The organism is Microbulbifer discodermiae (genome assembly GCF_040742695.1).
Taxonomy (GTDB): domain Bacteria; phylum Pseudomonadota; class Gammaproteobacteria; order Pseudomonadales; family Cellvibrionaceae; genus Microbulbifer.
Genome location: NZ_JBFLAB010000068.1, coordinates 1 through 17,177, shown reverse-complemented (window position 1 = coordinate 17,177; position 17,177 = coordinate 1). Strand labels below are relative to the sequence as shown.

The 17,177-nt window shown below is 54.1% G+C and carries 3 protein-coding genes; all 3 read right to left on the bottom strand.

The genetic code is table 11. The features are described from left to right. Positions 1 to 1,557 (bottom strand): condensation domain-containing protein (locus tag AB1S50_RS17165; protein WP_367152291.1); only part of this gene is annotated, 1,557 nt, incomplete at its 3' end. Between the two features lie 118 nt (positions 1,558 to 1,675). Next, complete coding sequence (locus AB1S50_RS17160; protein WP_367152290.1) at positions 1,676 to 5,944, bottom strand: amino acid adenylation domain-containing protein; 4,269 nt, start codon at positions 5,942 to 5,944, stop codon at positions 1,676 to 1,678. A gap of 236 nt (positions 5,945 to 6,180) precedes the next feature. Then, positions 6,181 to 17,103 (bottom strand): amino acid adenylation domain-containing protein, encoded by a 10,923-nt coding sequence (locus AB1S50_RS17155; RefSeq protein ID WP_367152292.1) that lies wholly within the window; start codon positions 17,101 to 17,103, stop codon positions 6,181 to 6,183. Positions 17,104 to 17,177: the final 74 nt, after the last annotated feature.

The window sequence follows — 17,177 nt, the reverse complement described above, 5'->3', positions numbered from 1 at the left end:
CATCAGCGCCCCTTGCTCGGCCTCGCTCAAAAACACTAACTGCGAGAGACGCTGTTCCGGCGACGCCACCATGGCCGCCAGCAGTCGTTGGTAGTGATCCAGCCAGCGCGCGATGGTGGCGGCCTCGAACAGGTCGCTGTTGTATTCAATATTGCCAGTGACACAGGTGTCGCTCTCGTACAGATTCAAGGTAAGGTCAAATCGTGCACTGCCTCCTGTCTCTGGCCCTCCACTTTCCGACAAGTAGGGGGTCAAGCCCAGGTCGCCGCTATCCACATCATCTATGGGTGCATTCTGCAGGGCAAACATCACCTGAAACAGGGGTGAATGTTGCAGGCTGCGCGCGGGAGCCAGATGCTCCACCAGGGCTTCGAAGGGCAAATCCTGGTGGTCGTAGGCACTGAGGCAACGCTCCCGCGTGGCGGCCAGCAATTGCACAGCTGTGGGGTCCTGCTCCAGCCGGTGGCGAATGACCAGCGTATTGGCAAAAAAGCCGACCAATGATTGGGTTTGCCGGTGGTGGCGGTTGGCGATGGGTGTGCCGATGGCGATATCACCCTGTCCCGACAGGCGAGCAAGCAGGGTGGCGAAGGCCGACAGCAAAGTCATAAACAGAGTGGCATTGTGAGCCTGGCCCAGACACTGAAGCCCCTCAACCAGAGCGGCAGGTAACGATATGTCCAGTCGGGCCGCGCATCCACCTTGCGTGTCTTCACGCGAAAAATCTGTGGGGAGATCCGTTAAAGCCGGTAAATCCGCGAGTTCAGCGCACCAAAAAGCCAACTGGGCCTCCATAGCGCCATCGCTCAGCCAGTGGCGCTGCCAGCAGGCGAAGTCAGCGTACTGAATGGGCAGCGGGTCCAGATCGGGTTCGCATCCGTGACTCAAGGCCCGGTAGCAATGATTAAGTTCGCGGAAAAAAACCGCCATGGACCAGGCGTCCGACACAATGTGGTGCATATTAATTAACAACACGGCGCCATCGTCGCCTTGGCTGCGCAACAGCCGCACCTGAAACAACCGATCTTCGTACAAATCAAACGTGCGGCGTCGCTCTGCTGCAATGACATTGTGCAGCGCTTCCCGAGTGCTCAGTTCTTCCAGTGGTAAATTGATACTGACCTGATCAAACACCTGCTGCGGCAAACCCCTGTGCTCCTTGAAGCGAGTGCGCAGTGATTCGTGGCGGGCAAGCATTACATTAAGGCTTTTCTCCAGGGCACTGCGATCAAACTCTGATTCAAGCCGCAAGGATAAAAACACGTTGTAAACGGCGTTTGGTCCGAGGTATTTGTGCAAGAACCACAGCCGCTCCTGGGCGAAAGAAAGGGGCAGTGCTGAGCGATCTTCAACGATTTTGATAGGCTCTTCTTCAATGCCTGTCCGGGCCTGGCTCTGCAAAACATCCAAAAGGGCCTTTTTGTGTTCACGCAAGGCCTTGACCAGTGCGGGAGGCAGGTCGGCGCCCGCTTCGGATAAGACCTTTAAACGTTCCCCTTCCGCGCGCAGAACAACGCCCTGCTGGCGACAAAAGGTGAGGATTTGGGCAATGGTCATAGAATTAATAGCTCTTCCATTGTCGACGCATTCCCCCCGTTTAAAAGGGGAGTAAGTCAGATAATCGATAGCAGAACAACGCCCTGCTGGCGACGAAAGGTGAGGATTTGATCAATGGTTATAGAATTAACAGCTCTTCCATCGTCGACTGATTCCCCATACCTGGGGAGGAATCGACCAAATAGTCGATAAGTGAAGAAATTTCTTGCAAAGTAGGAGAGCCAAATAGGGTTTTGACTGCAATACTCACGCCAAATTTGGATTCTGTTTGCTGAAGGAACTGCATGGCCAACAGGGAATGACCACCGAGCTTAAAGAAACTATCCTTGGCGCCTATACTTTCGGCCTGCCGTTGCAACAACGCCGACCAGATTTCACATATCTGTTTCTCGGTTTCCGTGGAAGGTGCGACGAATTCACTGTGCTCGTAATCCCCGGGCTGTGGTGCAGGCAGGGCCTGGCGGTTGATTTTACCGTTGGTCGACAGCGGCAGTTCATCGAGCAACACAACGCTCTCAGGTAACATGTAGTCCGGCAGGGCATCTTTTAACTGCTCCCGCAAGGCGGCTCGAAATGCGCCGACGCCCAACCAGATTCTGTCACCGGCGGGCGCTGTCATTGCAGGCGCCTCTGGTCGCGCGACCACCAGGCGCCTTGCATACACCATGTAAATATCATTATTACGCATACTCTCTTCCTGGGTACAATGCACCAGGAATTGCTGTTGCCCCAACAGGTCTTGCACACGGGCCAGCGCACCGTCTTCATCATGCACTTCCAGTATCACCTGTTGGATCATGTTCCAATGTTCATCTTCGATACCGAGAAGGACGCTGAATTCGTGCCGTTCGACATCTATTTTCAGTAATTGAATTGCTTGGATATTATGCTGGCGAATCTGCTCGCTCACCGTGGACAGGCGGACTTCAACCGATTCCTTCACCAGGCGTTCACGAATTAATTCCTCCAGCCGCTCCGATGCCCCCTCGACACTCTGGCCCTCTGATTCCAAGCCAAATTCAAGGTACTTCCTCACAGCATTCACCACCGCTTCGTCGTCGCTCGACTGCCCTGAAACGATGGAGTGATGGGGATAAAATTCGAAGCGATCGCGACCGGGTTTTTCCGACAGTCCGACATGGCAGGGCGAAAGATTATTGTCGCCATAGAGATGGCAGTTCGCTTGCAACAGCTCGAAAATAGTCTGTATTGGCTCAAAGGAAAACACGCTTAGACCCCGGTAGCGAGTGGCCAAATACACAGAGAAAAAACCAATGTTCGCACCCACATCGAAAATACAATCACCATCACGAATCGAAATACCGTGTTGTTCGTAACACTGATCTACAAATATTTCGTTGTACAAAAAATCCGTCTCTGCCTGATTAAGCGTGTAAAGATCCATCCCGTTGGGCAGTGTCACAGGAACCAGAGAAGGATTTGAAACCTTATGTTTTTTTTGTAGCGCCCGGTAGCAAGCTGGCGCGTATTGCTTGTCCACCGAGGCGTAGGCCACAAGTTTTTCCCTGGACTCTACTTTGTTCACCAGCACGGTGGCATCGTTGACACCCTTACTGTGTTTCAGTGTGTTGGTGATTTCGGACAGCTCGATGCGAAACCCGCGCATTTTTACCTGATCGTCCGTCCGCCCCACATACGTCAAATCGCCACTTTTTAGTTCCTTGACCAAATCCCCTGTGCGGTAAAGGCGCTCGCCGGGCGATACGGCGAACCTATTAGGCACAAATTTCTCCGCCGTTTGCCGCGGGTTCCCCAGATACCCTCTGGACACACCCACGCCTCCGAGGCATAACTCACCCACTGCCCCCCTGGGCACTGCCTGGACAGCTTCGCGGAGAACATAGCTGCGCAAACCGGGGATCGCGCGACCGATGGGAACGAAATCCATATTCTCTGCATGTGTGTGATCAAACCGATAGGCCGTCACTACGTCACTACACTCTGTGGGGCCGTAGCTATTGATCACGTTAAGGTGGGGATGCCACTGAAACAGACGCGACATCAGTGGTAGATTAATCGGCTCGCCACCCAAGACAATATGCCGAAGATGCTTCATCGGGCGACGCAGCTTTTCCAAAGGATGGATCAGGGAATGAAATGCGCTCGGCGCCATATTCGTCAGCGAAATCCCGCGGCACTGAATACTCTGCGCTATGGAGGTCGGGTCAAAAGGCTCGGCGGCCAAGTACACACTGGCGCCAACCGACAGCGTGGCCAAAATATTTTTTTGCGTCAAATCGAAATTAATGGAGCTTGCCACCAATACGCGGTCGTATGCGGTCATCCCCACACAATTGATATACCAGTCAACTAGATTTCGAATTCCACCATGGGTGACGCCAGCGGCTTTCGGACGCCCGGTACTTCCCGAGGTAAAAATTACGTAAATCAATTGATCAACGGAAGCAGGCTGATGAAAACTGCCCTGCCACTGTTCATCGCTGCGAATGGCTTTGGACACAGACACAATATCGGGTTTTAGTGACGAAGCCGGCAGACGTTCAACGATAGTGGCAACTGGTTCGGCGCTTATTTCATCAGCAAAGATTAATGGCAGTTCCGCGCAGCGAATAAAATACGCCAACCTGTCCGGCGGCGTTGCCGGGTCCAAAGGCACATAGGCAGCGCCAGAGCGAATTATGGCTAACATGGCAAGGACTGCAGACACCCCACGCGCCGCACTAAAACCCACCAATCGTTCCGGACCCAATTGACGAGTCTGTATAAAAGCAGCAAGCTTGTCTACGCGGTCACTCAATTCACGGTAACTAAGCTGCAGAGGGCCGTCAATAACGGCTATGGCGTCTGGACGTTGGCGAGCCTGCAGCGCAATGGCCTCTGAAACTTGTGGGGAGGTGCCATTACTCAATTGACACGCCGATGCCTGGGCCTGTGCATCCGTATCGGGACCATGGCACACCAATGCACTTTGCTCTGGCGGAGTCAACAGGTTTAGCTCGCCAATATTGACCTCCGGTCGCGCGACAATATCTGTTAATAGGCAAATAAAATGTTCGCGCAGACGTTCAATCGTCGACTGAGCAAATAGCCCTGTATTGTAACTTACCCTGCCAACGATACCGCTGTCGTCGCTTTCGTGAAGACTTAACATTAAATCAAAATGGGAGTATTCCCTGTCAGCCACTTGGCTATCGTTATCGAAGACCAGCGGCACAATATCCAGGTCCGGAAGCCTTGCGCTTTCATCATGTAAGTTCTGCAGGGCAAAGGCGACCTGAAACAGTGGCGAATAAGCTTGATTGCGCTCCGGATTAACCTCTTCGACCAGCCGCTCAAAAGGCAAATCCTGGTGAGCGTAGCTTTGCAGTACAGTCTCCCGCACGCGAGCCAAATACTGACCAAAATTTAACTGTTCATCGACGTCAAATCGGATCACAAGGGTATTGGCAAAAAAGCCGATAATGCGTTCTATTTCCTCGCGATCGCGACTTGCTACAGGAATCCCGATGGTAAAACACCTCTGGCCGGAATAGCGTTGTAGCAGAATTGAAAAAGCCGCCAACAGACACATGAACATCGTCACTCCATGGTCACGGGTCAGAGACTCAAGTGGCGCAGAGAGTTCCCGGGGAAAATGTATAGGCAGGCTGCCCCCTTCGTAGGTTTGAATTTTTGGTCTCGGCCGATCCGTGGGCAACTCCAGCAGAGGGGGCACTCCATCAAACTGTCGCCGCCAGAATTCTAGCTGGCGACCAAAGGAGTTTCCCTGCATTTTTTCCCGTTGCCAGCGAGCGTAATCAATATACTGGATAGGAAGCTCAGTGAGCGGGGACGGCAGACCCTTAACAAAGGCGCCATAGTGAGCAACCAGCTCGCTTAAAAATATACCCAGGGACACACCGTCGCCAACACTGTGATGGAGCGTCAACAACACTACATAAGCCCCCCCTTCTTCGTCTTTAAGAAGTCGTAAACGACACAATTGGTCGCTTCCTAAGTCGAAGGGGTAGTATTTTTCCTCGCGGTGAATGACTTCAACTGCAGAGGAATTCTTCACTTTCTCAATTGAGAGCAAAGGGACTTCCTGCTCTATCACCTGTTGGACTTCGTTTTTTGTTTGCTGGAATCGAGTGCGCAAAGACGCCTGGCGTTTTACGATGGCTTCGACACTTTCCTGCAACGCACACTCGTCCACAACACCTTGCAAGCGCAAAGCCAGATGCATGTTGTACACAGGATTGGGGCCGATGTAGTTATTGATAAACCACAGGCGCTGCTGCCCAAAGGACAAACCCCCTTCGCGAGCAGAACCGCGCACAAGTTCCGGCTCCGAATCGCCTCCAGTCTTATTTTTCTTCAGCATCAACTGAAGCTTTTCTTTTGCTGTTTTTATATCTGTGTTCATAAACTTGCCAAAGGCCAATAGTTCGTTTGCTTCACAACCAATCTGTTAGCTGAAAATTTATACGCTGCGGTTTAATAATTTGAGGAATATCGAATGGCTGGCTTCGCCTGAAGCTTTAACCAGTGGGATTGTTGGGGGAAAACTGATATTTGGATATTCACGGCATATTTCTATTAGCGCACCCCGATTCTCTACACAGCAGGCATTGGATAGCTTAAATTGCAGAATTAATCCCATCAGGCCTCTTCGAACAACTCCAGGATTTCTTCTGCTTCCTCATTGGTCATAGACTCAATAAAGCGTTCACTCGGACCAACACGTTTCAACTCAGAGGTAATAAAGGCCGCCATTTGATGCAGCGCGGGCGAATCGAAAGTTTGCTTGAGGCTAAGCTCCACGGCGAATTCACTGCGCACCCGCGAGGCGAGCTTCACCGCCATTAGGGAGTGGCCACCGATTGCAAAAAAATCATCAAAGCGACCCAGACTTTCACAATTGAGTAAGGATTTCCAAATATCACTGAGGCGAACCTCAATCAACCCGGATGGAGGCACCGACTCCATAGCCACAATGGCTTCTTTCACTGGAGGTAGCGATCGACGATCAACCTTACCACCACTGGTCAATGGCATGGATTCGAGCACAACAAACGCCGCCGGCACCATGTGCGAAGAGAGAAAGCGTCGTGCATATTCCTGAAAGACCTGCGAAGGCACTTCAATATCTTCTTCCAGTTGTAGATAGGCCACCAGTTGCCCGCTGTCATCATCCGCGGCTATACGGTGTAATACCACCGCTTGATTCACATGTTCATGTCGCTTTAGGACTGCCTCGATCTCTTCAAGCTCAATGCGGACTCCTCGAATTTTTACTAGATTATCGACGCGACCAAGATAGTCCAGACAGGCGCCTTCCCCGTCGTGATCATACTGCAGACGCACCCGATCCCCGGTTCGGTAAAGGCGTGCCCCGGGTACTTTGGAAAATGGATTGGGAATAAACTTCTGGGCGCTCAGGGCCGCAACTCCCAGGTAGGCACGGGCAAGGCCAATGCCGCCAATATACAATTCACCGATCACCCCTGGCGGCACCCGCTGTAAGTGCGCATCCAGCACATAGACCTGAATGTTGTCAATGCCTTTTCCTATTGCTGTCAGAGGAATGATTTTCTGGGGAATAGCCGTCGAAGCAACAGTGTCGGAGTCTTTATTTCTTTCCACAAAGTTGTCGAAAGGTAACAAGCGAATCTCTCGTACCGTTACATCAGCACCAACTTCCGTCGACCCATACACATTCACTAGCCGGGCCTTGGGGAAGGCCCTGGAAAATGCTTGGGGCTCCCGCACATCCAGGGCTTCACCACTGCTAATAAGCACACGCAGGGAGCGGAGATTAACCTCGCCGCTATCCACGAGAATGTTAAGCAGTGAAGGCACAAGGGTAATACGGCTCACCTGCCAATTATTCATCTCCTGATGAAATGATCGAGGTGTTTGCAGGGTTTCTGTCGGCATGATTAACAGCGTGTTGCCGAAGCACAGGGCCTGAAATATTTCCGCCGCATGGTCGACAAATCCCAGGCTGGTTTTTTGACACAGCATATCGCTACGTTGACCGTCAACCGCACGGTGCATCCAGCGCAATCGATTAACCAGGCTTTGATGCAGGCCGACAACGCCTTTGGGCCAACCGGTGGATCCCGAGGTGTAAATAATGTAACAGGCATTATCGGGGCGCAAGGCGTCAGGGGGGACACGGTCGACGACGTTTTTTCTAGTGGCAATCATGCGTTTTATTTGCAATGCATCTACACGCAGCACTCGGTCATCGGCAAAACCGGTGTTCTTATCAAAGGTCTGTTGTACCAGTAAAAGCTGCATCCCCGAGTTTTCGACAAGATAGCGGATTTTTTCCTCTGGCGCCTCTGGGTCGACAGGGACATAACAGGCTCCACATTTGAGAATGGCAAAAATTACTATCACCATTTCCAGGGAACGTTCCATGCACACGCCTACTGGCGACTCTATGGATACTCCCTGGCAACGCAAAAGGCCCGCTAAATTATCCGCCCGCCGGTTGAGCTCGGCAAAACTTAATGCGACCGGTAGGCCGGTGTTACTTCGAATTACCAGGGCAATACTGTCCGGGTATTGACACACAGTCGATTCAATCCAATGATGAACGCAAAGATTTGTATCTTTATTGGATTCCAGACCGAAGAGTTCGTCACTTATGCGCTGGTCCGCTATCGACAAATACGGGATCTCGGCGAGCGGCGAATCTGATGCTTGCATCGACTCAGCCAGAATACGCTGAAAATAATCGGCAAAGCGCACAATGGTGTCGCGATCAAAAATATCGGTGCTAAATTCAATGCCTCCGCGCAATCCATCGCAGGTTTCCGTCAGGGTCAGCCAGAGATCGTAGCGCGCCACACCCGGCTCCTCCTGTGCCCCAGCATCGAACTCCAGCGCTTCAATTGATAACCCCGGCAGACTGAGTTGATCGGGCACATCGCTTTGCAGGGAAAACATCACCTGAAACAATGGCGAATGGCTGATCTTTCGCTCTGGGTTTAACGCCTCCACCAGCTGCTCAAAAGGCGTTTCCTGGTGGGCATAAGCGCCCATAGCCATTGCTTTTACCTGCTGCAATGTTTCAGTAAAACTTTGTCGACTGTTGATCTCGCAGCGCATCACCAGTGTATTGACGAAAAATCCCACCACCTGCTCAAGCTCACTTTGAGAGCGGTTGGCAATGGGAGTACCAACGGCAATATCGCGCTGGCCGCTGTAGCGGTGCAAAAGGACAGCAAAAACCGTCAGCAGGGTCATAAACCGTGTCGCTCGATGTTCCTGCGAAAACACTTTTAGCAATGTGTACAGTTCTGGCGCTATATTGAAATGATAGAAACCGCCACGATATGCAGGTTTCTCCGGACGCGGCCGATCCAGTGGCAATGGCAGTGTCGGTGGCAGGTCCTTAAGTTGTTCCTGCCAATACTCAAGTTGGGTGGCAAGAATCTCGCCACATAAATAACTGCGCTGCCAATGGGCATAATCGGCATATTGAACACTGAGTGCAGGCAGATTGGCAGGCTCGCCCTGACTGAATTTGCGATAGAGTTCAATGAAATCACGCATCAGTATGTTGGTGGACGCACCATCCGCAATACTGTGGTGCAGGTTAATCATCAACACGTTGCTGTTGTCGTATTCGCAGACAAATAAACGCAGGCGATACAGGGACTCATCGCCCAGCGCAAAGGGGCGCATCTTCTCTATCAGCACAGCGCGCCTGAGGTCGTCTTGATTTGAAATAGGTTCAGGCCTGACTGACAGGGAGCCTTCCAGCACTATCTGATACGCTTCCTGCTCGCGCTCAACAATTCCTCCAACAACGCTTTCATCAATGGCCTCCCCAACAATACGTGTTCTCAAAGCCTCGTGCCGCTGATAAAGCGCCTCCAGGGCAGTCAGGAAATGCGATATATCCAACTCACCCACAAAGCGAAAAGCCACGGGTATGTTGTAAACGGCATTGGCCCCCATGAAACGATGCAAGAACCAAAGGCGCTGTTGTTGATAGGATAGGGGTAGATTTTGCTGGCGCGACACTTTGGCAATGGCACGGTCATCTGTCACCACCTGTTGCTTCTCTGCAATAAGAGCCGCCTGTGCTGCCAACACCGGCGTTTCAAAGAGTTCTCCGATGCCGACTGCCGTGTGGAATGCGTCATTGATTTTTGAGGCCAGGCGCGTGACCAGGAGCGAGTGACCGCCTTCGCGGAAAAAATCGTCTAAGCGGCCGGCCGCTTTTCTATCCAACAATTCGCCCCACATGGCTGCAAGCATTTCCTCTGTGGGATTTTCCGGTGCCACGTAGCTGGTACCAGTGTCCGATTTTGACGGTGCAGGCAGCGATTTGCGATCAATTTTTCCGTTGTCCGTGAGGGGCAGCTGCTCCAGTTCAATAATGGCCGCCGGTACCATATAGTCCGGAAGGTGCCTACTTAAAAAGCTGCGCAAGTTCGCGGACAAATCTTCTACATCTTCTTTCGCAAGCACTACATAGGCCACAAGCTGCGGCGACACTTCCTGCCTGTGCACGTTGACCACCGCCGCGGACACCTCCGGGTGCCGGGACAAAACGCGTTCAATTTCACCCAGTTCAATACGAAATCCACGGATTTTTACCTGATGATCCACGCGGCCGATAAATTCCATACGTCCGGATCCGTCCGGCAGGTAACGCACAAGATCACCGCTGCGATAAAGCCGTTGGCCCGGAGTTTTCGAAAATGGATGAGGTAAGAATTTTTCAGCTGTCAAAGCAGGTCTTAAGAAATACCCCGGCGAGACGCCCCTTCCACCAATATATAATTCACCGGGCACGCCCAGAGGAGACAAGCCCATCTGCCTATCCAGAACATACAGTTGGGTATTGCAGATGGGCGCACCTACTGTCACTTTCGGCTGCGAACTTTTTAGCCGCTGCACCGCTGACCAGACAGTGGTTTCCGTCGGGCCGTACATATTCCAAAGGCCTGCCACACGCGAGGAGAGGTCCGATGCCAACCCCTCGGGCAGCGCCTCCCCCCCCACCAGAGCGCGCATTTTTCCGCAATCACCTGTCCAGCCGCTCTCAAGCAACAGCCTCCAGGTAATCGGGGTCGCCTGCAGCGCGGTGATGCAACAACGGGCCAATCTCTCGGCAAGGGCGTCCCCGCGGGCGGACAGGCCATCTTCGGCAATGTCCACCACGGCACCTGCGTTAAGTGGCAACTGCAATTCCAAGAGGGAAATATCAAAGGCAAAAGTGGTAACTGCCAGCAGTCGGTCTCTCGCCTCAAGTCCCGGGCGCTCCATCATTGCAGAGAGGAAATTTACTGCATTTTTGTGACTGATCGATACCCCTTTTGGTTTGCCGGTACTGCCAGAGGTGTAAATCACATAGGCCAGATTGTCCTCGTGCAATGCCGACAACAAAAGGGGCGATGACGGAAACTTTAGAAGCCGATCGACAAAGATTTTTTCAGGGACCTGCGATTGGCCGTTTGCCCGCAGTTCTTTGTCAACACCTACAAGGGCTGTTAGGGTCGACGGCACACTGTGCGTGACCACCAGCTGCAGCCCGCTGTCAGAAATCATGTGGCTTAATCGCGCTGCCGGATACGTCGGATCGAGAGGAACATAGGCGGCGCCTGCTTTCAAAATCCCCAATTGTGCAATCAAAAGCTCGGCGCTACGTTTTACGCAAATACCAATGAGATCATTGGGGCCTGCACCATTAGCGACCAATGTCTTGGCAAGGTCCGTCGCGCGGTCATTCAGGGCCCCATAGGTAATGTGCTGATTCCGGTAGATCAGCGCCACAGCCTCCGGTGCGCGTTCAACCTGTTGTTCAAAACCCCGATGAAGCACATTATGTCCGGGGACCGTTCTCTGTGTTTTATTAAATAAGTTGATTAATTGATCTTTTTCCTCAGCGGGAAGCAACACAGCTTTTTCTAATCGCTGTGCCGGGGTCAAACACATTTTCTCGATAATATTAGCTAGATAGTCGCTAAGGCGGCGGCTGAACGTATCTGGGAAAATTCCGCTATCGGCATATAGGCTAGCGCTGAACCGCCCTTCGGCCTCGTCTTTGATGACCTCCAACAAAAACAAATAATCCGTATCGGCCCAACCGCCAACTTTATTGGGTACTATCCTGTTTTTTTCTTCGGGCGATAAGGCCTCGGCACCCTCGTGGTAAACATGCCAATTGGTGTAATTCAATAAGGCGCCGGAAAAATCGAGGCCGGTCTCGAGCTGGACAGCCGCCAGAGGGTAATACCGGTAGGCGTGCTGGGCACGCAGCAGGGCATCCACCTTGCGCACCAGATCGCGCCAGGTGCCTATGCCAAACACCCGCAGGCTGACAGGCAGTGCATTGAAGAACACGCCGATCATTTTATCGCCACCCCGAATTTCCGGCCGCCCCTGGGTCAGTACTGCCGCGGCGATTTCGTCAGTTCCGTTAATCAGCGCCAACAGGCTTAAGTAAGCCGCTGCCCACACGCTTTTTTCCTGTACGCCTTCCGCGCGAGCGAGCGCTGTAATAGCCGCATGAACCGGACCGACAATGGTACAGGGGATTCTCAGGGCAGGGGATTTTTTCCGACCCACCCACCAGGGAACAGTGGCTCCATCCAGCTGTCTGGCGAAGTAGCGCGCATGTTGTTCCGATGCCAGTGCTGCCTGCTCTAGGGTGATAAACTGATTGTAAGACGGCAGAAGCTCAATCTCAGGCAACGGCTCGCCGTCACAAAGCCTGGCATAGAGCTGGTAAAGTTCGGCAGCAAAACTCTCAAGACTCCAGCCATCCCAAAGCGCGTGATGTAAAAAGAGTCCCAGCACGAAACGCTGATCATCCACCACATGCACACAACAGCGCCACAGGGCCCTGGCGATATTGATGCCGCGCACTTTTTCCTGCGCAAGCCTTTGATCGAGCGCCTGTTGCAGTGCGGCCTCGATTGCCTCACCCTTCGCCATGTGAACAACATCAATACTTGGCGAAGAGCCGCGCAAAATAATTTGCAGGGGCCTCTCCAGAGACAGGCAAATCACACTTCTTAGCATTGCGTGCTTTTGCACGAGGTAATTAAGGACGCTCTCCAGCCAATCTTGACGCCAGGGTTGACGAAACTCGTAATACTGCATGTTTTCATAAAGATGAAGACCGCGATGCTTCACACTCAGCATCACCATTCCCGCTTGCATGGATGACAGCGGAAATGCATCCTCGACCTGCTCTTGGCGGTAGTGTCGCTCGATATCCTTCCGCTCTTTTTCGCTGATCAGTGCAAAAGGGGCAATCGGATTGTGCTGCTCTACCCTTAAGGTTTGGCCCTTAATCGCCGCAGCCAGTTGTCTGATCGTCGGGTGGGCGAACAGATCTTTCACCGCAAACACATAGCCCTTGTCTTTGGCTTCAGCCACCAGTGCAATGGAACGAATGGAGTCGCCACCCAAGTTAAAATAATTGTCATCAATGCCAAATTTCCTGGCACCGAACTGCCGGCGCCAGAGATCAAACAAAGCAGTTTCCGTCTCAGTCCGCGGTGGCGTGACGCGTCTTACAGGCTCTGATTTAGAAGCAATTGCCAACAGCGCCTGTTTGTCGACCACCCCTTTTTCCGTCCTCGGCAAACGCTCGACTAACAACAGCCTATAGGGCAAAGGGCCCCCGCCCTTTCTCGCCTGCTCCAAAAGTGTGGCCTTAAGCTCCTCTTTGAAACGGCGTTTTTGATCGTCATCCTTGAGCGTCGCCCCGGCAACCACAAAACCCAGTACGGGGGCCATTCTCTGGGCACTAACAGCCACAGCTTCGCTCACACCATGCACACCACGCAGCAAGTGCTCGAGTGTTGTGTGAGACGGAGCCGCCGGCGCCTGCTCCTCAGTACAAGGCCCCGGCACCTGGGCGTCGGCCATCACCTCGATCGCATTTTCAGTGGTAAAGCGTCCCTTTATCTGTGTATACAACAGTGGCTGTGGGGAGCAACTTTCACCCAGTTCACCCGGGTACAGATCACCACCTAAACACAGGGTAGAGGTAACATTCGCTCCCGGCAGCTGGCGCCACCGATCGCGCAGTGTGATACGGGCGCCGGACGGCGCCACCGACAACAATCGCGGAAGAGACGACCCGGCATCTGCTAGCGGCAGCGGATCTCCATGCATTTTTTCCTGGGCGCTGCCATTCACCAGAGCATAGAGATCGCTAAGAAGGATTTTCGCCGGTGTTGAGGTTCCTCCCAGAGCTTTGAGCAAGACGGGGAACGCCGAAGCGGACGATTGCAACAGGCAGCTGAGATTGCGATGGCTCAGTATTCTAAAGGGCAGATCTTCGCTGGCTGCAGAGCCTGCGCCGCTGGCGCCTTCCTCAAAGCGCCACAGCCCCCAAGCGGGCGACGACAGCGACACCGGGCAAAGCTGGTCGCTATCAGGTGTGCCCTCCCCAGCATTGAGAAGATCGGCAAACGTGTGCAGGGTGACGCCACAGCCAAAGTCTGTCCCTTCTGCCTCTAAAGTCGTGCCGGCCAACAACTGGGACAGAGCACAGCGCTCAAGAAAATACTGCATGTGCAGTCGCGGCGCACGGGCATCCAAAACGACCAGGGAACTCCCCGCCCGCAATACAGCGAGGGCAATAGCGAGGGCCTTGTGCCGCTCAGGGCCGGCATCCATAGGTTCCAGTATCATGCCCAAGTGGGCACCGGGGCCAATACCGCGATGTCGCAGCGCCTGTGCCACTGTACTGCTGCGGCGCCACAATTCAGATTCATCGAGGCTTAGGTCACCGCACTGTAGAGCCACTCGCTCTGGGCTTTGGAGGACCCGCGTCGCGAGCATTTGAAGCCAATGCCCCTCTTTCCGGTAGGCGCTACGCTCCGTGGGCAAGTCGCGATCCCGGTGCGAGACGGGCAGGTAGTGATGCCGCCCGATGGGCAGGTGCGGCGCGGACACCAGACTGCCAAGCAACTCCTGAAACTGCGCCAGCATGCGTTCGATGGTCTCTGAACGAAACAGATCCGTGCGGTATTCCATGCCTCCACTCAAGCCCTCGTCCATCTCTTCGAGTGTCAGCGTGAGGTCAAAACGCGAAACCCCCTCGGCGTCGTTGTCGGGGGCCAGAACCTCCACCTCGATCCCAGGCAGGTCAAAGGGGTCCAGCGGTGCGTTCTGCAGGGCAAACATCACCTGGAACAGGGGCGCATGGGCCAGACTGCGAACCGGGTTGATGTGTTCCACCAGATGCTCGAAGGGAATATCCTGATGTCTGTATGCGTCAAGGGCAGTATCGCGTACCTGCGCCAATAGATCGATAAAGCTCGGGTTGTCTGTAAGCCTAGTGCGCATCACGAGCGTATTGACGAAGCAGCCAACGAGGTTTTCGGTCTCCTTGTGTGTGCGATTGGCGATGGGTGTGCCAATGGCAATATCCGTCTCCCCGGCGTAACGCCCGAGCAATACGGAAAAACCGGACAGCAGCGTCATAAATAGGCTGACACCCTGGGCACGGCTCAGTTGGCGGAGTTCGGCCGTCAACTTCTCAGAAATATGGAAAGCCTGCATTTTTCCACAAAAATCCTGCTCGGCCGGACGTGGCGTGTCCGTCGGCAGATTTAAAAGCGGTGGTAGGCCGTGCAGTTGGTTGCGCCAGTAATCAAGCTGCGACGCCCAGCGCTCACCGCCGGCATTGCCTCGCTGCCAGTGGGCGTAATCCGCATAGGACACGGGCAGTGCCGGCAGCGCCGCCGGCCGCTTCTCACGGAGACTGCGATAGAGGGCGCTCCAGTCACGCAGTAGAATTCCCAAAGACCAGCCATCGGCAATCAGGTGATGCATGGTCACAAGCAGTAACATTTGCGTTTTGGTGCCAGACTCGCCCCCGGGGCATTCCAATAGGCGAATGCGGCACAGAGTCTCCTGCGCCAGATTGAAGGCGTGGAGACGCTCGCAGAGACGGGTAGAGTCAGCCTGTGCGACATTGTCGAGGTGCTCAAAGGCCAGGGCGGGCACCGCCTCGTCCACCACTTGTCGCGCACTCTTGCCGTCAACCTGCAGTCGGGTACGCAGAGCGGGATGTCTTTGCACCAGCAATTGCAGACTGTCGACCAGCGCCTCTCGATCAATAGCTCCCTCCAGCCTAAGTGCCAAAGGCATGGTGTAGACAGCATTTTTACCCATCATGCGATCGAGGAACCACAGTCGCTCCTGGGCAAAGGACAAGGGCACCACGCCGCCATTTTTCTCCGCCACGATGAGCTTGTCGATGCTGTCAGAGGCGTCTCGCGCCTTGTCGATATGGGCCGCCAGTGCACTAAGGCTTTGGTGGTCAAATGGCGCGCGAATATCCATGGAAAACTGGAATACCTCACGCACTCGCGACATCACCTGGGTGGCGAGCAGAGAGTGGCCGCCGAGTTCAAAAAAGTTGTCGTCGCGGCCCACGCGCTCAAGCTTGAGCACCTCACACCAAATGGCAGCAAGCAGGGATTCAGAGGGTGTTAAGGGCGGAACATAGTGGCCCTTTCGGGTATCGATCTCAGGCTTTGGCAAGGCACTGCGATCCAGCTTGCCATTGGGGGTCAAAGGCAGGGCATCAAGGATCATTAACACCTGGGGGACCATAAATGCCGGCAGACACTTGCGCAAAGCGGCCAGCACCTCCCCGGCTGAAGTCTGTTCATCCATCACCCCATAGGCCGCGAGGAAGCGCTGATCTGTCTCGCCCGCAATGATCACCACCGCTTCCCGCACTGACTGTTGCTCAAGCAATGCAGCCTCAATCTCGCCCAGTTCGATACGAAACCCGCGCAGCTTAACCTGATGATCTATCCGCCCGAGATACTGCAAATTGGGCGCCGATTGAGGTTCAGCCGGTAGAAACCGCACCAGGTCGCCGGTGCGGTACATTCTCTGGCCCGGCTGACGATCAAAGGGGTTTGGCAGGAATTTTTCGGCGGTCATGGCCGCCTTGCCCTGGTAGCCGCGAGAGAGTCCATCGCCCGACAGATACAACTCACCAACTGCGCCGACAGGGAGCAGCTGGCAGTGGGAGTCGAGAATATACGCCTGGGTGTTCGACAGGGGACGTCCAATGGTTTCTGGGCCTGAAGGATGCCGCACAGCATGGGTCGAATAGGTTGTGTCCTCGGAAGGTCCGTACAGGTCGTTGATCTGGCGCACCTGCGTCGAGGCGTAAAGCCGGTCCACAAGATCCCGCTTGAGGGGCTCGCCGGCCAGATTGATTGCCCGCAGCGTCGCCGGCAACGCGCCCCGATCCAGCAGGGCTTTGGCCGCCGAGGGCACGGAATTGAGCAGCGTCACACGGTGGCGCAGGGGACTGGTTTCCAGGGAAAGAATATTGTCGATCACACAGCACTGACCACCGTTGATCAGAGGCAAAAACAGCTCGTAGGCGGAGAGGTCAAAACACACCGAGGTGCTCGCCAGAATACTAATGCGATCTCCCGCGGGCATCTGTGTCTGTGCCCAGGACAGCATGGACACGACACCTCGGTGGAGTATTTGCACACCCTTAGGCTGACCGGTACTGCCGGAGGTGTAAATTACATAGGCCGCCTGCCCGGGATGGCAGGGCAGTTCCGGATTGCCCAGAGAGGGCCCGGATACCGCCGCACTTATCTGCAGTGTGCGCGGTGCGCAGTCTCCCGGTC

Bases quoted from the DNA above. Each gene is read 5' to 3' on its own strand.
- AB1S50_RS17160 (WP_367152290.1), bottom strand. From the start codon at position 5,944: ATGAACACAGATATAAAAACAGCAAAAGAAAAGCTTCAGTTGATGCTG.